This is a genomic window from Candidatus Viridilinea mediisalina (assembly GCF_002532535.1).
In the GTDB taxonomy this organism is placed as follows: Bacteria; Chloroflexota; Chloroflexia; order Chloroflexales; family Chloroflexaceae; genus Viridilinea; species Viridilinea mediisalina.
Window position 1 is genome coordinate 1 of sequence record NZ_NQWI01000042.1, and the last position, 17,332, is coordinate 17,332.

Annotated in this window: 16 protein-coding genes; 2 read left to right on the forward strand and 14 right to left on the reverse strand. The window is 59.1% G+C overall.

Going from position 1 to position 17,332, the window contains the following annotated elements; genetic code table 11:
* Nucleotides 1–87 precede the first annotated feature (87 nt).
* From uvrC to CJ255_RS10760, 14 genes are all read right to left on the reverse strand, one after another.
* Nucleotides 88–2,061, reverse strand: a complete 1,974-nt coding sequence (uvrC, locus tag CJ255_RS10695; protein ID WP_097644093.1) for an excinuclease ABC subunit UvrC — start codon at nucleotides 2,059–2,061, stop codon at nucleotides 88–90.
* Nucleotides 2,062–2,082: 21 nt separating this feature from the next.
* A complete protein-coding gene (locus tag CJ255_RS10700; RefSeq protein ID WP_097644094.1) occupies nucleotides 2,083–2,685 on the reverse strand; it encodes a Uma2 family endonuclease in 603 nt (200 codons plus the stop codon).
* Between the two features lie 258 nt (nucleotides 2,686–2,943).
* Complete coding sequence (locus CJ255_RS10705) at nucleotides 2,944–3,492, reverse strand: 2-oxoacid:acceptor oxidoreductase family protein (protein WP_097644095.1); 549 nt, start codon at nucleotides 3,490–3,492, stop codon at nucleotides 2,944–2,946.
* On the reverse strand, nucleotides 3,489–4,349 hold the full coding sequence (locus tag CJ255_RS10710) for a thiamine pyrophosphate-dependent enzyme (RefSeq protein ID WP_097644096.1): 861 nt from the start codon (nucleotides 4,347–4,349) through the stop codon (nucleotides 3,489–3,491). Before CJ255_RS10710 ends, CJ255_RS10705 begins: the two co-directional genes overlap by 4 nt.
* On the reverse strand, nucleotides 4,334–5,506 hold the full coding sequence (locus CJ255_RS10715) for a 2-oxoacid:acceptor oxidoreductase subunit alpha (protein ID WP_097644097.1): 1,173 nt from the start codon (nucleotides 5,504–5,506) through the stop codon (nucleotides 4,334–4,336). Before CJ255_RS10715 ends, CJ255_RS10710 begins: the two co-directional genes overlap by 16 nt.
* Nucleotides 5,499–5,735 carry a 4Fe-4S dicluster domain-containing protein gene (locus CJ255_RS10720; RefSeq protein WP_097644098.1) on the reverse strand — a complete coding sequence of 79 codons (237 nt, stop codon included), beginning with the start codon at nucleotides 5,733–5,735 and terminating at the stop codon, nucleotides 5,499–5,501. The genes CJ255_RS10715 and CJ255_RS10720 overlap by 8 nt, the downstream gene beginning before the upstream one ends.
* A gap of 111 nt (nucleotides 5,736–5,846) precedes the next feature.
* The gene (locus tag CJ255_RS10725) at nucleotides 5,847–7,496 is read right to left on the reverse strand and encodes an FAD-binding protein (RefSeq protein WP_097644099.1); all 1,650 of its coding nucleotides are present in this window, start codon (nucleotides 7,494–7,496) and stop codon (nucleotides 5,847–5,849) included.
* A 197-nt stretch (nucleotides 7,497–7,693) separates the two neighbouring features.
* Nucleotides 7,694–8,464 carry a 4Fe-4S dicluster domain-containing protein gene (locus CJ255_RS10730; RefSeq protein ID WP_097644100.1) on the reverse strand — a complete coding sequence of 257 codons (771 nt, stop codon included), beginning with the start codon at nucleotides 8,462–8,464 and terminating at the stop codon, nucleotides 7,694–7,696.
* 172 nt (nucleotides 8,465–8,636) lie between these two features.
* Nucleotides 8,637–9,515 carry a CoB--CoM heterodisulfide reductase iron-sulfur subunit B family protein gene (locus CJ255_RS10735; protein WP_097644101.1) on the reverse strand — a complete coding sequence of 293 codons (879 nt, stop codon included), beginning with the start codon at nucleotides 9,513–9,515 and terminating at the stop codon, nucleotides 8,637–8,639.
* 283 nt (nucleotides 9,516–9,798) lie between these two features.
* The gene (locus CJ255_RS10740; RefSeq protein ID WP_097644102.1) at nucleotides 9,799–10,203 is read right to left on the reverse strand and encodes a 4Fe-4S dicluster domain-containing protein; all 405 of its coding nucleotides are present in this window, start codon (nucleotides 10,201–10,203) and stop codon (nucleotides 9,799–9,801) included.
* Complete coding sequence (locus CJ255_RS10745; protein WP_097644103.1) at nucleotides 10,200–11,045, reverse strand: 4Fe-4S dicluster domain-containing protein; 846 nt, start codon at nucleotides 11,043–11,045, stop codon at nucleotides 10,200–10,202. Before CJ255_RS10745 ends, CJ255_RS10740 begins: the two co-directional genes overlap by 4 nt.
* Complete coding sequence (locus CJ255_RS10750; RefSeq protein WP_097644104.1) at nucleotides 11,045–11,461, reverse strand: hydrogenase iron-sulfur subunit; 417 nt, start codon at nucleotides 11,459–11,461, stop codon at nucleotides 11,045–11,047. The genes CJ255_RS10745 and CJ255_RS10750 overlap by 1 nt, the downstream gene beginning before the upstream one ends.
* A complete protein-coding gene (locus CJ255_RS10755) occupies nucleotides 11,454–14,486 on the reverse strand; it encodes an FAD-dependent oxidoreductase (protein ID WP_097644105.1) in 3,033 nt (1,010 codons plus the stop codon). Before CJ255_RS10755 ends, CJ255_RS10750 begins: the two co-directional genes overlap by 8 nt.
* Before the next feature lie 504 nt (nucleotides 14,487–14,990).
* Nucleotides 14,991–15,956 carry an ABC transporter ATP-binding protein gene (locus tag CJ255_RS10760; RefSeq protein ID WP_097644106.1) on the reverse strand — a complete coding sequence of 322 codons (966 nt, stop codon included), beginning with the start codon at nucleotides 15,954–15,956 and terminating at the stop codon, nucleotides 14,991–14,993.
* A 98-nt stretch (nucleotides 15,957–16,054) separates the two neighbouring features.
* Between CJ255_RS10760 and gnd the strand changes: the two genes are divergently transcribed.
* Nucleotides 16,055–16,960 carry a phosphogluconate dehydrogenase (NAD(+)-dependent, decarboxylating) gene (gene gnd / locus CJ255_RS10765; protein ID WP_097644107.1) on the forward strand — a complete coding sequence of 302 codons (906 nt, stop codon included), beginning with the start codon at nucleotides 16,055–16,057 and terminating at the stop codon, nucleotides 16,958–16,960.
* A 3-nt stretch (nucleotides 16,961–16,963) separates the two neighbouring features.
* A complete protein-coding gene (locus tag CJ255_RS10770) occupies nucleotides 16,964–17,332 on the forward strand; it encodes a hypothetical protein (RefSeq protein ID WP_097644108.1) in 369 nt (122 codons plus the stop codon).

Genomic DNA, 17,332 nt, shown 5'->3' on the forward strand with positions numbered 1-17,332 from the left:
TGTTCCTCTGTTCCTCTGTTCCTCTGTTCCTCTGTTCCTCTGTTCCTCTGTTCCTCTGTTCCTCTGTTCCTCTGTTCTCAAAAGCCCTTACAACAGCCGCTTCAGTTCCTCAGCGGCCTTGCGGGTCATGCCTGGCACGGCGGCCAACTCTTCGATACTGGCCTTGCGGATGCCCGCGAGTGAGCCGAAGACACGGAGCAGCGCCTTTTTGCGTTTGGGACCAATGCCGGGGATGGTTTCGAGGTTGGAACTGAAGCTGTTTTTGCTGCGTAGCTTGCGGTGGTAGGTGATGGCAAAGCGGTGCGCCTCTTCGTCTATGCGCTGGACGAGGTTCAAGGCGGGGCTGGTGCGTTCTAGCACAATTGCGTCGGGCTGGTTGGGGCGTACAAGATCGAAGCGGTTGCGGTCGGGGCCTTTGGCCACCCCCGCGATCGGAATGTGGCTGAAGCCAAGGGCTTGGAGCGCCGCAACAGCCGCATTGACCTGGGCGCGGCCCCCGTCCACCAGCAGCAGGTCGGGCATAACGGCCCAGGCTTCGCGGGCCTGCTGGCGCTTGGCCTCGGCTGCCTCCGGCTCGCGCTCCTCGGCGCTGGTACTTGCTACATCAGGAGCGACGGGTTGCTCTTCGCTGGCCAGCGCCTCGGCGGCACGCTTGAAGCGCCGGGTGAGCACTTCGTGCAGTGAGGCGACATCATTAGCCCCTTCCACCCCCTTGAGCTTGAAGCGTCGGTAGGCGCTGCTTTTGGGTTCGCCCTGTTCAAAGACCACCATGCTGGCGACGCTGTGTTGGCCTTGCAGGTTGGAGATGTCGTAGCACTCGATGCGCTGCGGCAAGCCGGGCAGTTCCAGATGATCGCGCAACTCGCTTAGGCCCGCAATGGCGCGTTGCTCGCTGTTGAGCCACTGCTGGCGTAGTTCGTCCAGTTTTTGACGGGCATTGTTGGTGGCCAATTGCACCAATTGCTGCTTCTCGCCGCGACGCGGTACGCTGATCTCGATACGCTGGCCCACTTTCTTTTCGAGCCAGGCCGCGATCATCAGCGGCTCTTCAACATGCTCGGCCAAGAGCAGGGTCGGCGGCACGTTGGGCGCTTGATCGTAAAATTGGGTAATAAAGGAAGTCAACAGCGCTTGGTCGCTCTCATCTTCGGTGCCTTGCAGTGTAAATGGCTCAGTATTGACCAGCTTACCGCCGCGTACAAAGAGTACCTGCACCACCGCGCTACCCTCCTCACGGGCAAAGGCAATCACGTCCTGATCTTCGTCTACACTACGCAACACCTGTTGGCGCTGCGAAATCTTCTCAATCGCCACAATCCGGTCACGCAGCAGCGCAGCCCGTTCAAAGTTCAGCTCATCGCTGGCCGCCTCCATCTCTTGGCGCAGCGAGCGCGTCACCTGTTCTGTCTTGCCCTCAAGGAAACGACAGACCGCCTCAATCGTAGCGCGATACTCCGCCTGGCTGACGAGGCCGGGCACACATGGGCCGAGGCAGCGCTTCATCTGGTGGTAGAGGCAAGGGCGACCCAGCCGCCGATAGCGCGTAAATTTGTCGTCTTTGCACTCGTAGGGCGGACGAAAGGCAAAGAGCCGATTGAGCAGATCGAGCGCCTTATAGACTGAGCCAGCACTAGCATAGGGGCCAAAATAGCGCGCCCCATCAGGCTGCACCTGGCGCGTCGAAAAGACGCGGGGCCACTCCTCTTGGAGCGTCACCTTGATATAAGGGTAGGATTTATCATCCTTGAGCAGAATGTTATAACGTGGGCGATGCTGCTTAATCAAATTCATCTCAAGCAACAGCGCCTCAAGCTCACTCTGGGTAATAATCGTATCAAAATCGGCAATATGGCTCACCAAACGGCGCGTCTTAGCACTCAAGCTCCGGGGCGAACCAAAGTAGGAGCGCATGCGTTCACGCAGCTTTTTACCCTTACCCACATAGAGCAGCGTCCCCTGGGCATCTTTCCAGAGATAGACCCCCGGCGTATCGGGCACACAGCGCAGACGCTCGGCAAAAGCTTCAGGATCGGGAATAGATGTGTGGGAAAAGTCTGGCATAAGAGCACAGCGCCGCTTGAGCTAACCCTGTTCCCCAAAGAGTACCTCAGTCGGTGTGGCCCACCCTGGAAGCACAGTGCTAGGAATAATCGCCTGGCCACGGTAGACATGTTCGGCGCGGTAGATATTGCCCTCCAAGGTCAGCAACTCAACACTATGGCTAGCGGGATCAGCGATCCAATACTCGCGCACCCCTGCTGCTGCGTAGCGATCACGCTTCTCACGGCGGTCGTAGCTTGCCGTGCTGGGCGAGGTAATCTCGACAATCAGGTCGGGCGGGCCGACGATGCGCTGTTCGGTGAGGCTTGCCGCGCCGTCGCGTAGCACCACCACAATGTCGGGCTGAACAATGGTTGCGCCATCGAGTTGCACATCAACCGGCGCAGCAAAGACGCGCCCTGTGCCGCTGAATTGTACCGCTTGGAGCAGATGGTAGAAGATAAGGCCACTCATCGTCTGATGGGCAAGGTTCGGGGCCGGAGTCATGCGGAGATCTCCATTGATCAACTCATAGCGCATGCCATCGTCGGGCAATTGCTCATAATCGGCAACTGTCCAGCATTCGTGCGCCGACGGAGTCATGTGGTACACAGAGCTCGTGACGAGGAGAATATCGTTTGACATAGGAGCCTCCTGATGGTTTAAGGAGGTAATACCATTTACGATTGTAGATTGTAGATTGTAGATTGTAGATTGTAGATTGTAGATTGTAGATTGTAGATTGTAGATTGTAGATTGTAGAACCATCCACATGTTGGGGCGACAGCCCCCAAAGCCTGTTTTTTGTTCCGTGTTGGCGGCTTCGCCGCCAACACGGAACAAAAAGCGTTTTTTTGGGGGCGGCGAAGCCGCTCCCAAAGCCCCGCCGAGGGCACTTGCTGCTTACCCGCGCCCCAAGCCCTTCAACTCATGCCCCGCCGCTATGCCCGCTGCGAGCGCACGTTCGTTGAGTTCCTTGAAGCGTGCCGGTACGCTCTTGATCGTGGAGGCGTGGATGGCCTCTTCCGAGACGACGCCGGTGATGGCCGTTACGGCACCGAGCATGACGATGTTGGCGACGACGGTGTTGCCCAGGTTCTCAGCAATGCGGGTGGCCGGAATGGGATAGGCCCGCTCCGGCAGATCGGGGATGACAACCAGATCAGGGTCAATGATGATCGTCCCGTCGGGTTTGACGTCACGTCCGTAGCGAGTGAAGGCTTCGATTGACATGGCGATCAGGATGTCGGCCACATGCACGCCGGGGCAGCCAATCGGCTTGTCGTCAATGATCACCTCGGCACGCGCCGCGCCGCCACGCGCCTCCGGGCCGTAGGATTGGCTCTGGCAGGCAATCAGGTTGTCGTAGACTGCCGCCGCTTTGCCGAGGATCACTGAGGCGGTGATCACGCCTTGCCCCCCAAAGCCGCAGATACGAATTTCTTGTCTCATAGTTTCACCTGCTCGACAAGCTTGGCCCAGCGCTCTTCAAAACTCTCGCGCTCAGTGTCCCGCAAGACGCCAACCTTGAGCTTGTGCTTGATCTCTTCCTGCTCTTCGAGCGTACCAAACTCCATAATGTGTTCAAAGTCATCGAGCAGGACGGTATTCTCACGGTACCACTGCCAAATCGCCTCAACCCCTTTGAGGCCATTTCTGCCGCCGTAGGCGGTCGGGCAGGGCACGAGCATCTCGATCAGGGCGAAGCCACGCTTGGCAATGCCTTGGGCAATGGACTTAATCGGCGGATAGGGCTGGTTGACGGTCCAGCGGGCGACGTAGGGCGCCTCAAGCGCCAACGCCAGCGCACAGATGTCCATCGGGTACTCGACGTTGCCGTAGGGCGTCGTGGTACTCAGGCCGCCAATCGGTGTTGTCGGCGCCGATTGGCCACCCGTCATCCCGTAGATATAGTTATTCACCAGAATGACCGTCATGTCCATGTTGCGCCGAATCGTGTGGAGCAGGTGATTGCCCCCAATCCCCGCGCCGTCACCGTCGCCGGTAAAGACGATCACCTTGAGGTTGGGGTTGGCGGCTTTGATGCCCGAAGCGAACGAGAGGGCGCGTCCATGGGTGGTGTGCATGCCATCGGCATTGACATAGCCCGAAAGGCGCGACGAGCAGCCGATGCCCGAAACAAAGACCACCTGATCGAGATCGACCTGAAGTTCGTCCAGCGCCCAGAGGGTATAGTTGAGTACATTGCCCAAGCCGCAGCCATCACAAAAGATCGTGGGCATCATCTCTTGGCGCAGGTAGACATCGCGCAATTCGGCGGCAGTCTTTGGTTTTAGCAGAGTTGACATTGAAGCTCCTCCAGGGCCGTTAGGATCTCAACCGGGGTGTGGATTTCGCCGCCGATGCGGAAGAGCGGCGCGACCTTGCAGCGTCCGGCGACCGCTTCGCGGATGGGGTGGATCATCTGGCCCAAGTTCATTTCGGGTACCAGAATGGCCTGCACGCACTCGGACCAACGGGCCACGGTGTCATCGGGGAAGGGCCAGATGGTGATCAGGCGCAACATGCCCACCTTGATGCCCTTGCTGCGCGCCTGTTCTACCACATCGCGACAGGTGCGGGCCGTAATACCATAGGTGATAATTGCGATGTCGCAGTCATCGGCGTAGAACTCTTCGTAGCGAATGATCTGGTCGCGGTGGTTGTTGATCTTATCGGCCAGTCGGCGCACCAGTTTATCGTGAATCTCGGCACTGGAGCTACGCGGCAAACCTTGCTCATTATGGGTCAGGCCGGTGACATAGGTGCGATGGCCGGAGCCAAAGGGGGCAAAGGTTGGCACCAAGCTCGCATCGGTAGCGAAGGGCAGATATTTGCCCTGGCCATTGAACATAGGCCGTTCGACCAACTCCAACTCGTCCTCATCAGGAATAACGAGGCGCTCGCGCATATGGCCCAATTCGCCATCAATAAAGAGCAAAACCGGCGTGCGGAACTGCTCAGAGAGATTGAAGGCCACAATAGTCAGATCGAGCGACTCCTGGATCGAGGCGGGGCAGAGCATAATAATCTCATGGTCACCGTGGGTACCCCAACGGGCCTGCATCATATCGCCATAGGCGCCCATGGTTGGCTGGCCGGTCGAGGGGCCGGAGCGCTGCACATTGACCACCACGCAGGGCGTTTCGGTCATAATGGCATAGCCCAAATTCTCCTGCATCAGTGAAAAGCCCGGGCCAGAGGTGGAGGTCATCGTCTTCGCGCCGGTCCAACTGGCACCCACCAGCGCACCCATACTCGCGATCTCGTCCTCCATCTGGATGTAGCAGCCGCCGACAAGAGGTAGGAGGATCGACATCTGCTCGGCCACTTCAGTTGCGGGCGTAATCGGATAGCCCGCAAAGAAATTGCAGCCCGCCAAAAGAGCCCCATAGGCACACGCATCATCGCCCTGAATAAACTGAACCTTATCGCCCAGGGCGCGGCGGATCAATGCTCTATCCATGCAGCGCCACCTCTTCCTCTTCAGTCACCGTAATCGCAAAATCGGGACAGAGCAACTCACAGAGCCGACAGCCGTTACAACGCGCCACCAACGCCAACTCAGGCGGATGGATACCACGCGGCGAAAAGCGCTCGGCAATGCGGAGCGCCTGCGTTGGGCAATGGATGTAGCAGAGTTTACACCCCTTGCACCAACGTTCATCTATCAGGATGTTGTATGTTTGTTCCATAGTTTTGCACTTTCGCCTAGCGGCGGGGGTTTTGTGGCGGCTGCGCCGCCCCCAAAAGCCTCGTTCTGTTCTATTGTGACGGCTGCGCCGTCACAATAGAACAGAACGAGGCTACAACGGAATATCCAAATACCGCTCCAATGCCTCTTTGCCGCGATAGTCTGGGAGGATGCGCGGGGCGGTACGGGTGGTCTTGATGCCGGCGTCGCGCATGTGGCGTTCGTAGGTGGCGACATGCTCAAGGCTGAGGCGTGTGGGCTGGGCCTGTTCGCGCACGTAGTTGGCCGCAGCGATGCCAGCCCGGCGCCCAAAGACGTTGAAGTCGAGCAGCGAGTTGCCCATGAGCCGGTTTTTGCCATGCACGCCGCCCATCACTTCGCCCGCTGCATAGAGCCCCGGCACGGTTGTGGCACCATCTGGGTTGGTGATAATGCCGCCATTCTGGTAGTGTAGCGTAGGGAAGACCAGAATGGGGTCGCGGGTCATGTCAATGCCGAAGCGCGTGTACATACGGAACATTGCGGGCAACGCCGAGCGAATCGTGCCCGGCCCGTGGATGATGTCCACCATGGGGGCATCGAGCCAGACACCTTGGATGCCGTGGGGCGTTGGGATGCCTAGTCCAAGGCTGCACTCGCGGATAAAGGCCGAAGCCTCAACATCACGCGGCTCTAGTGGGTAGACAAACTGTTCGCCTTTGCAATTCACCGGCTGGGCACCCATACCGCGTACCTTCTCGGTAATCAGCAGGCCCGCCATTTGTGCCGGGAAGGCCGCGCCGGTCGGGTGGTACTGGATAGCATCCAAATCTACCAACTCCGCCCCGGCCCGGTAGGCCAAAATCAGCCCATCAGCCGTCGCGCCGTAGTGGTTCGTGGTCGGGTACTGCTGCATATGCAAGCGCCCCAAGCCCCCCGTCGTGACAATCGTCGCCTTGGCGCGCACAATGTGGTAGCGTTTGGTCTCTAGGTTCACCAAGACGGCCCCCGCAACATGGCCACGCTCGTCGCAGAGCAGTTCAATCGCAGGCGAGAATTCAACCACAGGGATGTGCAGGTTGCGTGCCTCATCGCGCAGCACGCGCATAATCTCGAGGCCGGTATAGTCACGCGCCGAGTGCATGCGGTTGCGCGAGGTGCCACCGCCCGGATGCATCACAAAATTGCCCTGCTCGTCTTTGTCATACATCACACCCAACTGCTCGTGCCAATGGATAATCAGCGGTGCATCGCTCACCAGCGCCTCAACCAGTTCGGGGCGATTGGTAAAATGACCACCGCCCATCGCATCAAGAAAGTGCTGGGCAGGCGAATCATGGGGCCGGTCGGCGGACTGAATGCCGCCCTGGGCCATGGTTGAGTTGGAGTCACCATGGCGCAGCTTGGTGGCAATCAGTACGCGGCTGGGATCAAGCCCCGCCTGTACCGCCCAGATTGCCGCCACTGTCCCAGCCCCACCGCCACCAATGATCAAAAGGTCAACATCGCTATCAACATCGTTCAGATCAAGGCTGGCACTCACCAACGGGCGCGCCTCGAAGAGATCGGCCAACTCATGGTTGAGCAGCATGCCCTTATTCGGCCCAAAGAGCAACGGGCGCTTCGCGCCATCTTTATAGTCGGGGTGGTGACCAAGCAGCAACTCTCGCCGCTGCTCTGGCGTCATGGCCGGAAAGGTGCGCCCCAAGCGTGTGGGGCGCGTCTGCTCAACGAGGGCGATACTCTCGCGCATCGCAGCAGGGTAACCATCAATCAATTCCATAGAAGCTTTGCTCCCTATCTGGGGGGCTTGCGCCCCGGGTTGTGAACGTATGTGGCCTGCGGCCCCTGATACAAAATCCGATAGCCGATAGCCGATAGCTGAAAGCCGGACATGGCGTCTCAATGCGCTTGAATGTCATGGAGCGAAGAAAGCACTGTTTTTATCAACCTTTCGGCTATGGGATTTTCGGATTTTTATCACACTTCAATCTCATCCTTATAGTCCACCGGATCCATCGGCGAATTGTAGTGTTGGATGGCACTAAAGGGTTCCTTGTTTTCCTCCGAGGTCTCAAAGGTGCGCTGCTCATAGCGGGCGCGCAGTTCCTCTTGCGAGAGCGCCATGAGGGCGTTGAGGTCGGCAATCAGGTTGCCCGTCTGCAATTCTGCGACGCGTGCGGCCAGTTGGGGCGAGTCGGGGGTGACGTATTTGCCGTAGAGCCGCCGTGCTAACAGGCCCACCGCGTAGTGTTTGATGTCGGCAGGGCAGCGGCTGGAGCAGATACCACAGGCAATGCAGTCGAACGAGAGCATTGCGGCCCGTTCGATGTCGCCGCGCAAACTGGCTTGCACATAGTCCATCACCTGAAGCCCCTGCGGACAGGCGCGGGTACATGTGTTACAGGCGACACAACCGGCAATCTCTGGGAAGTGTTGGAGCAGCGTGTTGGGCTTGGCGGCAATTTGGTGCAGATCGTAGCGGCGGCTTACCACCGGCACAAACGGCATCTGTACGAGGCACATCCCATCTTCCACCAGGGTCTGACAGGCAAGCGCCGTAAAGATACGGTGGTTGTCGCTGCGCCGGTAGAGCGTTGGGCATGCACCGCAGAAGCCGCCGCGACACCCCGCGCCCCGCACGAGTTTGTAGCCTGCATATTCAATGGCGGCCATAATCGTCAGCCCAGTGGGCACTTGGTAGTTTTTGCCCATCAACTGCATGGTGATCATTCCGGTCTGCTCGCTCATGCTTTTGCTCCTTATGTGTTGGGCTTGCGCCCTTGTCGCATGGGGTTCGGGGGCCAGGCCCCCGAAAAATTCTTTTTCTTTCGTGTTGGCGGCGTAGCCGCCAACACGAAAGAAAAAAGCAGGTTTGGGGCGCAGCCCCACATCCCGGCGGACGGAGGGTGTTCACATGAACCTAGTTCACCTGAACACCCTCTGGTACCAATTCGTGCTCTAGCAGCACCGGCAATAAGGCGACACGATGGGCGTCGAGGCCCAGTTCTTCTGGTTCTAGGCCGAAGGCGATGCCCATCAGTTGGGTGTAGTAGAAGATCGGTAGGGCTGCGTGGTTGCTGCCCTGGAAGCTGTCGAAGTTGTAGTGGCAGAGTGGGCATGAGAGTACCAATGCCTCTGCGCCGCGCTCACGTGCCTCGTCGGTAGTCGCGGCGACCCGGTTGGTCACCAGTTGTTCGCGGTCAACGACGTGGTAACTGCCGCAACATTGGGTCTGCAATGGCCCTTCAGCCACCGTGGCTCCCAATGCCAGCATCAGATCGTGGAGTACCCGTGGGGTCTCGGGGTCGTCCATTGCCACCTCGGAGGGCCGCAAGAGCTTGCAGCCATAGTAGGGGTAGATGGTCAGGCCGCGCAACGGACGGCGCACCCGCGCCTTGATTGCCGCCAGGCCCACCCGGTCGCGCAGCAGTTGCAAGAGGTGCAGAATCTGCGCTCTGCCGTCGTAGTCCAACTCGCCGCCACTGGTTGAGTTGATCGCCCTGATGCGTTCGGGGCGCTCTTTGGCCCACGTATTGGCCTGGGCCAGTGTGTTGAAACACATATCACAGAGGGTGGTCATCTCATGTGCCCCCTGCTCCTCTAGGCGCGCAAACATCCGTATCGGGGCCATATGGCGGATGAGGTTGTCGTCGGTGAGCGAGTGCAACACGCCGCAACAGTTCCACTCAGGCAACTCACACAGTTCTATGTTCAAAGCACGCAACACCGCCAGCGCCGCCCGTTCATGGTGCTGCGCCGAGACTTTGATGGTGCATCCGGGATAGTAGGCTACTTGCATGTCTCTTCATTCCTTGAATGGAGGGTTGATGGGAGAACATGGTTCTCCCATCAACCCTCATTCCAGCGCTTTGCTGCTGGGGGTTGCGGGAACCAAGTTCCCGCGCCCTTCGGGGGTTGATGCGGGAACCAAGTTCCCGCGCCCTTCGGGGGTTGATGCGGGAACCAAGTTCCCGCAGACGACCCTAGCCAAACCTTCAACCGTTGCGCGAGCCATCCTCGCGTCCTCGCGTCCTCGCGTCCCCGCGTCCCCGCGTCCCCGCGTCCCCGCCTCCTCGCGTCCCCTACGACGTACTGCGCCGCATGCTTGCCACGAGTGCAATGGGGGGCAGTTCGCCCAATTGGGTGTCGGTGAGGTGCGCGAGGGCGGGTGGTTCGCTGCGTTCGCGTAGGTGAATCTGGCGGAGCGCCTCCATGATGCGGGCTACATCAATGCCGCGTGGACAGCGATCTACGCAGGTGTCGCAGCCTACACAGACCCAGAAGGTTTGTCGTTCCAGTACACCGGGTAGCCCAACGCTGAGATGGCGGATGAGCATGTCGGGTAGCAGATCCATTGCGCCTACAAGTGGGCAGCCGCCGCTACAGGTGCCGCACTGGTAGCAGTTGGCGAGCCGCTGAGCACTCAGGGCTTCGACCTTACGCAGCAGTTCGTCAGGGCCGCCATTGGCACGAATGTTCATACTCATTGTTGCCCCCGATCTAGCTCCAATTTTTCAGTGATCAAACTGAGCGGAATATCCTCAGGGCAGACGCGCTCACACTCGTCGCAGCCGGTGCAGCGTTCGGCCAAATGGTAAGCACGCATCATGTGGAAGGTGAAGATGCTCCCCATGTCGCGGGCCTGCCGCCGGGGATCGTCGCGCTCGAGGCTCAAGGCGCAACGCTTGCAGAAGCAGAGCGGGCAGACGGTCTGGCAGGCGTAACAGAGCGTGCAGTTGCTCAGTTGGGCTTGCCAAAAGGCGCGGCGCGTCGGCGCATCCATCGCCTCAAGTTTGCGTACATCGGTGATACGCGCATCCTCCACTGCTGCCGGGGCGCTCACCACCGTGCCCAACAACTCATCGTAGAGATCGGGCACCGGCTTGGGACAGGAGGCACACTTTTCGAGCAAGCGTTCCGGCCCCACCGTGGGACGCTCGCTGGCGGGATCCCACCAAGCAATGGGCGTCTCATCGCCCACCTCAACCAGTTCTGGGTCGGCCATGCCGTGGCAGACCACCCCGATCACATGCAGGTTCTCGCGTTTGACCTGGTTAAAGCGCAGCAGTTCAATCACACTGCGCGCATCACACATCTTGAGCGCAATCCCGACGCGCTGGTCGGCATACTTATGCAGTGCTCCTGCGAGGTTGGGCACACAAACGGCGTTCCAAACCAGGCGTTCCGCCTCAGAGGATGAGCGGGCTGCAAAGGGGGCCACCCGCAGCGCCCGCGAACCCTGGCGGTAGCCCAGAAAGAGATCAATGCTACCAGCGTCAAGCAGCGCCGTTGCTCGCTCACGTAGTTGCTGTTCAATCAAGCTTGACATTAGGATACCTTCATCTTGAGCGGCCCGAGCGCCCGCAACTCTTCGGTCATCTCGCTGACAATCGTCGCAAAACGGGCACCCTCAGCCCCAGAGACCCAATCGAGGCGGAAGCGGCGTTCATCAATCCCAAAGAAGTCGAGGATGCGCGCGAAGGTTGCAAAGCGATCTTGGGCGAAATGGTTGCCCGAAACATAATGGCAATCGCCCGGATGGCAACCAGCCACCAGCACCCCATCGGCCCCATGCTCAAAGGCGCGGGCCACAAAGATCGGATCGATGCGCCCGCTGCACATCACGCGCACAATGCGGATGTTGGCCGGATACTGGGCACGACTCACGCCCGCCGTATCGGCCCCAGTATAGGCGCACCAGCTACAGAGCAGTCCTAAAATGTTTGGCTCAAAACGCTCACTCATTGGTGGCCCCCTCCCAGGCCGTCTCAATCATCGCCAGCAACTGCGGATCGGTGAAGCCGCGCTGCTGCAACGCCCCGGAGGGGCATGCCGCCACGCAGGTGCCACAGCCTTTACACAGTACCTCTTCAATCAGCACCAGATTCTGGAGCGCATCCATGCTCATTGCGCCATACGCGCATGAGTCGAGGCAGAGCCCACAGCCCGAACAGAGTTCCGGTTGCACTTCGGCCACAATCGCTTCAACACTAACCTCGCCGCGCAGCAGTGGTATCGCCGCCCGCGAGGCCGCCCCCGCCGCTTGAGCCATCGTGTCGGCGATCGTGCGCGGATAGTGATCCGAGCCGCACAGGTAGATGCCTTCGGTGTTGAAATCGAGCGGGCGGATCTTGGCATGGGCCTCGTTGTAGAAGTCCTGGCCGTTGGCCGCCACCTTGAGCATCTGCTTCAAACGGCTCGTCTCGCTATCGCCACGCAGCGCCGCCGTCAGCACCACCAGATCGGCCTCCAGGGTGAGCTCATCGCGCAACAGCGTATCATAGACCGTCACCTCAAGCCCACTCTGCGTTGCCGCAACCGTCGGCGGACGCGCCGTATCATAGCGCACCCGCAGCGGCTCCACCTCACGCAGCATCTGGGTGAAATGCTCCTCCTGGCCCTTGCCATAGACGCGCAGATCATGGTAGAGCAGGCTCAACTTGGCGGTGGGCGCGGCCTCGCGCAGCCGCCGCAGGTTCTTCACCGCAATGCCACAACCAATGCGGCAGCAGTTGGGATTCTCAGCTTCAAGCGAACCAGCGCAGTTGATCATCACCACCGAACGGGGCTGGCCCAAGGTGCCTTCGCGCAGGTGGCGCTCCAACTCAAGCTGAGTGATCACCCGTGGCTCATTGCCATAGCCATAACGCCCGTGCAGATTGGCCTCACGGAAACCCGTGGCCACAATCATCGTCCCGACGCGCACCTCATTGATCTCGCCGCCAATGCCCTCATCGAGGGTCACGCGGAAATCACCGACGTGCCCACTGATCTCCCGCACCTCCGTGCCCAAAAAGAGCTTGATGCGCGGGCGCTGCTGCACCGCATGAACCATCTGTTCGCGCAGTTCACTTGCCGCAACATCCCCCGGCGCAAGGGTAGCCAAGGTATTGAGCTTACCGCCCAAGATCGGCTCGCGCTCCACCAGGTAGGTATTGATACCCATATCGGCCAGGGTCAACGCCGCATTCATTCCGGCCACCCCGCCGCCAATCACCAGACAATCGGGATGCACCGGCAACATCTGGGCAGTCAGCGGGCGCATCTGGTCGGCCCGCGCCACCGCCATGCGTACCAGATCAATTGACTTGGTTGTCGCCGCGCCCGGCGCGCCAGAGTGAACCCAGGAGCACTGATTCCGAATATTGGCCATCTCAAAGAGGCCCGCGTTCAAACCCACCTCAGCGCAGGTCTGTTGAAAGACCGGCCCGTGGGTAATGGGCGAACAGGCCGCGACAACGACCCGATTGAGCCCATTGGCATCAATCGCGGCACGGATGCGCCGCTGTGCATCCTCAGAGCAGGCGAAGGTCGAACTCTCGACAAAACTAACCCCGGGCAGCGTCTGAGCCGCCTCAGTCACCGCCGCAACATCCACAAAGCCACCAATATTCTTGCCGCAACTACAGACAAAGACGCCGGTGCGGGTTGGCTCATCGCTCACCTCACGCTCAGCGGGCGGCTCAGGCGGCTTAGCGCGCGTCCGCGTCGCCAGCGGAATGGCGGCACGCCCGGCGGCACCACAGGCCTGGGCCACACTATCAGGAATATCGTTGGGCCCCTGAGCCCCACCCGCCAAAAAGATCCCCTCGCGCGTCGCGTGCAACGGCTCCCGCAGGGGATCGCGGGGCACAAAAAAGCCGTGGTCGTCCACCGCAATATCGAGCGCCTGCGCCAAGCGCCGATTATCGGGCGAAGGCACCACCGCAGTTGAAAGCACCAGCATGTCGAAGCTTTCATGGTGCATCGTGCCAGTAAGCGTATCGGCATAGGTAAGCGTAACACTCTGATCGGAATTCTCACTCACCATTGCCGGGCGGCTACGGACATAGCGCACCCCATGTGCAGCGGCGCGCTCATAATACTGCTGGAAATCTTTCCCATAGGCGCGCAGATCCATATAAAAAATAGTCGCCTCAGTGTCTGGAGCGTGTTCCCGCGTAATCAACGCCTCCTTGGTCGCATACATACAGCAGATCTTCGAGCAATAGGGATAACCGCCCTGCTCGCTGCGCGAACCGACACACTGGATCCACGCGATACGCTGCGGCACCTTACCATCGGAGGGGCGGGTGATGTGGCCATCGCTCGGCCCAGAAGCGGAGAGAATACGCTCATACTGAAGCGCAGTCAACACATTGGCAAAACGCCCAAAGCCATACTCCTTGCGCAACTCCGTTGGTTCCAGCAACTCAAAGCCGGTCGCCACAATCACACTGGCCGCCGTCACCCGCAGCGGACGGGAGCGGCGCAGGAAAGAGATCGCCCGCGGGCCACAGGCGCGGTCACAAGCCCCACAGCCAGTACAATGGGCATAATCAATCGTATAGATCGCCGGCACCGCCTGGGGAAACTGCAAATAGATCGCCTTACGCTGCGAAAGGCGACCATTAAAGGTATCGTCAACATCCACAGGACAAGCGCGGGCACAATCGCCACAACCCGTACACAACTCCGGGTCAACATAGGTCGTTTGGCGCCAGATCGTCACCTCAAAATTACCCACCGAACCCTTAACTTGCTCAACGCGAGCGGAAGTAAGCAGCGTAATATTGGGATGGCGCGCCAACTCAACCATTTTTGGTGCAGCGATACAAATGGCACAATCGTTGGTTGGAAACGTCTTATCCAACTTAACCATCGTGCCACCAATACTCGCCTGGCGCTCAACCACCAAAACGCGGTAGCCCTTCTCAGCCAAATCGAGGGCCGCCTGCATGCCACTAATGCCAGCGCCAATCACAAGGGTATCGTAGCTTTGTGTTTGCATAGTAAGCCTTAGGGGTAGGGGATAGGAAATAGGGGATAGGGGATAGGAAATAGGTTTGCGGCATTAGGAAGGGCTGTATGCCTCCAAGTAGTAACGTGGACTGAAACCACTTTGCGCCGTAGGTAGTGCCGACTTTAGTCGGCTGCCCATCGTTGCCAAAGACCTCAGCCGACTAAAGTCGGCACTACGATGTCCGCGAACCATGGACTATTCAGCATGACAGGCTGCTGGGATACGTAGCAATTTCTGCTTGCCTTTACACAAAAAAAGACGCAAGGACACGACCTGCGTCATTGCGGCGTACACTTGCATCGTTGCAAGTACCAAAACAAAAACATATGCTAACTATCGGATACGGCTCACTGTACCACACAGCCCCTAGCTCTGTCTGTGGTAATTTCGCTACCTGAATTGGAGAGAAGTCAATACTTCGTGAAAAGAGGTGCTAGTACCATGTTCAGCAATCTGCAATCTACAATCTACAATCTACAATCGTAAATGGTATTACCCCTCAGCCGTGAGGCGCAAGAAGAGTTCTTCGAGGTTTTCGGCCTGGGGTCGGAATTCACTGATCACGAGCCCTGCGGCAATGAGGTGGCTAAGTAGTGCGGCCTGCTGCTCTTCGTCGGAGCTGTCAAACTCAACGATCAGAGCCTGGCTGTCACTATAGTCCGGGCGCACAAGCTGGGGGTGCGGCAGCCCATCAGTTGGATGTGCCGCCAGTTGCTGCAGCAGTTCCTGTGCCCGCTCAAGTTCGCGCAGCAGGCGGATGCGTAGCCGCGCTCCACCCTGCAATTGGCGGCGCACCGTGTCAACCGGGCCGCTCACAATCAGGGTGCCACTCTCGATGATCCCAATTTCGGTGCAGATCTCCGCCAATTCGCTCAGGATGTGCGAACTGAGCAGAATGGTTTTGCCCATTTCGCGCAGGGTGCGCAGCAGTTCGCGTAACTCCACCCGCGCCCGTGGGTCTAGCCCACTGGCCGGTTCGTCGAGCAGCAGCACCGGCGGATTATGCACCAACGCATGGGCGAGGCAGAGGCGCTGCTGCATGCCCCGTGAGAGCTGTTGAACATAGGCGTCGCGTTTGTGGCTCAGATCAACCAAGCTCAACAATTCGTCCACGGTGCGCTTACGCTGCTGCGCCTCAAGCCCATAGCAGCGCGCAAAAAAATCGAGATACTCCCAAACGCGCAGATCGTCATAGACCCCAAAGAAGTCGGGCATATACCCAACCATGCGTTGGCCCCCACCGGGCTGGAGCTTCTGGCCAAGCATGCGAATCTCGCCACTACTCGGCTCCAACAGACCCGCCAACAGCCGCAATGTCGTGGTCTTGCCCGCCCCATTTGGCCCAATGAAGCCATAGATGCTGCCCCGCTCGACCTGGAGGTTGAGCTGATCAAGCGCCACCATCCGCCCATAGCGGCGTGTCAGGTTGATGGTTTCAATCGCGTAAGCTTGTTCCATGATTTTACCTTATACTGGATATTGGATACAGTGGGGTTTGGAGCTACGCCCCAACATAACTAGCTATCGGCCATTGGGCATAGTATAAAGGACAACACATGGAACTTGGCATGATCGGCTTGGGGCGCATGGGGGCCAATATGGCCATTCGGCTCTTGCGCGGCGGACATCGGGTGGTGGTACACAATCGCAATGCCGCCAAGGCGCATGAGTTGGCAGCAACGCATGGGGCGGTAGCGGCGGAGCGCCTTGAGGCGTTGGTGGCGGCCCTTACGCCCCCACGGGTTGTCTGGCTGATGCTGCCCGCTGGGGCGGCTACGGCAGAGCATATTGCCCGGCTGAGCCCGCTGCTGCAAGCGGGCGATCTATTGATTGATGGTGCCAATAATAACTACAAGGTGAGCATTGCCCACGGCGAACAACTCGCGGCTCAGGGTATCAAGTTCATGGATGCCGGGGTGAGTGGCGGCGTCTGGGGGCTTGAGCTAGGCTACTGTACCATGGTTGGCGGCGAAGCCGAGAGCTTTGCACAGATTGAACCACTGCTGCAAACCCTGGCCCCCCCCGACGGCTACCTGCACTGCGGCCCTTGGGGGGCTGGTCATTTTGTCAAGATGATCCACAATGGCATCGAGTATGGCATGATGCAAGCCTATGCCGAAGGCTTCGAGATTCTGGCCAAATCGCGCTACGACTTCGATCTCCAGCAGATCAGCCACCTCTGGAACCAAGGCAGCGTCGTGCGCTCGTGGCTGCTCGAGTTGGCCGAACGGGCCTTCGCAGCCGACCAGGAGTTGGCCGGGTTGCGTGGCTATGTCGAAGATAGCGGCGAAGGACGTTGGACCGTGCAGGAGGCCATCGATCTTGATGTGCCCGCCCCTGTGATCACTTTAGCACTCCAGACCCGCTTCCGTTCACGGCAGGACGACAGCTTTGGGGCTAAGGTCTTGGCCGCGTTGCGCCAGCAGTTCGGGGGCCATGCGGTACGTACAATCGAGGAGTAGACAATGCCTTCTAGTTTGCTACTGGCTGGTTATTTTCCACTGTTCTTCCTTGTCATTGCGACCCTGATGAAGGCCACGGTCTTCTTCCAGTTGAAATGGGAGAGTTTCAAGCAATCGCTGCGCGACGCCGTCCTAGCCAATCTCGCCTCGGCCTTCGTGATCCTGCTATTGAGCCAACTGCTCTTGGGGCTTGGCAATGTCTTTACGACCCTCTTTGCAGCAATGGTGGTATCGGTGATTGTTGAGGGCTTTGTGCTCTTTATGCTGCGTAAGCGCAGCCTCAAGGTGAGCTACCGGGCGGCGCTGCTTGGCAACGCGGTAGCCTTCTTGTTTGCCTATTTCTATCTCTTCAGTTTTCTGACGATCTTCTAG

Bases quoted from the DNA above. Each gene is read 5' to 3' on its own strand.
- uvrC (WP_097644093.1), bottom strand. From the start codon at position 2,061: ATGCCAGACTTTTCCCACACATCTATTCCCGATCCTGAAGCTTTTGCC.
- CJ255_RS10700 (WP_097644094.1), bottom strand. From the start codon at position 2,685: ATGTCAAACGATATTCTCCTCGTCACGAGCTCTGTGTACCACATGACT.
- CJ255_RS10705 (WP_097644095.1), bottom strand. From the start codon at position 3,492: ATGAGACAAGAAATTCGTATCTGCGGCTTTGGGGGGCAAGGCGTGATC.
- CJ255_RS10710 (WP_097644096.1), bottom strand. From the start codon at position 4,349: ATGTCAACTCTGCTAAAACCAAAGACTGCCGCCGAATTGCGCGATGTC.
- CJ255_RS10715 (WP_097644097.1), bottom strand. From the start codon at position 5,506: ATGGATAGAGCATTGATCCGCCGCGCCCTGGGCGATAAGGTTCAGTTT.
- CJ255_RS10720 (WP_097644098.1), bottom strand. From the start codon at position 5,735: ATGGAACAAACATACAACATCCTGATAGATGAACGTTGGTGCAAGGGG.
- CJ255_RS10725 (WP_097644099.1), bottom strand. From the start codon at position 7,496: ATGGAATTGATTGATGGTTACCCTGCTGCGATGCGCGAGAGTATCGCC.
- CJ255_RS10730 (WP_097644100.1), bottom strand. From the start codon at position 8,464: ATGAGCGAGCAGACCGGAATGATCACCATGCAGTTGATGGGCAAAAAC.
- CJ255_RS10735 (WP_097644101.1), bottom strand. From the start codon at position 9,515: ATGCAAGTAGCCTACTATCCCGGATGCACCATCAAAGTCTCGGCGCAG.
- CJ255_RS10740 (WP_097644102.1), bottom strand. From the start codon at position 10,203: ATGAGTATGAACATTCGTGCCAATGGCGGCCCTGACGAACTGCTGCGT.
- CJ255_RS10745 (WP_097644103.1), bottom strand. From the start codon at position 11,045: ATGTCAAGCTTGATTGAACAGCAACTACGTGAGCGAGCAACGGCGCTG.
- CJ255_RS10750 (WP_097644104.1), bottom strand. From the start codon at position 11,461: ATGAGTGAGCGTTTTGAGCCAAACATTTTAGGACTGCTCTGTAGCTGG.
- CJ255_RS10755 (WP_097644105.1), bottom strand. From the start codon at position 14,486: ATGCAAACACAAAGCTACGATACCCTTGTGATTGGCGCTGGCATTAGT.
- CJ255_RS10760 (WP_097644106.1), bottom strand. From the start codon at position 15,956: ATGGAACAAGCTTACGCGATTGAAACCATCAACCTGACACGCCGCTAT.
- gnd (WP_097644107.1), top strand. From the start codon at position 16,055: ATGGAACTTGGCATGATCGGCTTGGGGCGCATGGGGGCCAATATGGCC.
- CJ255_RS10770 (WP_097644108.1), top strand. From the start codon at position 16,964: ATGCCTTCTAGTTTGCTACTGGCTGGTTATTTTCCACTGTTCTTCCTT.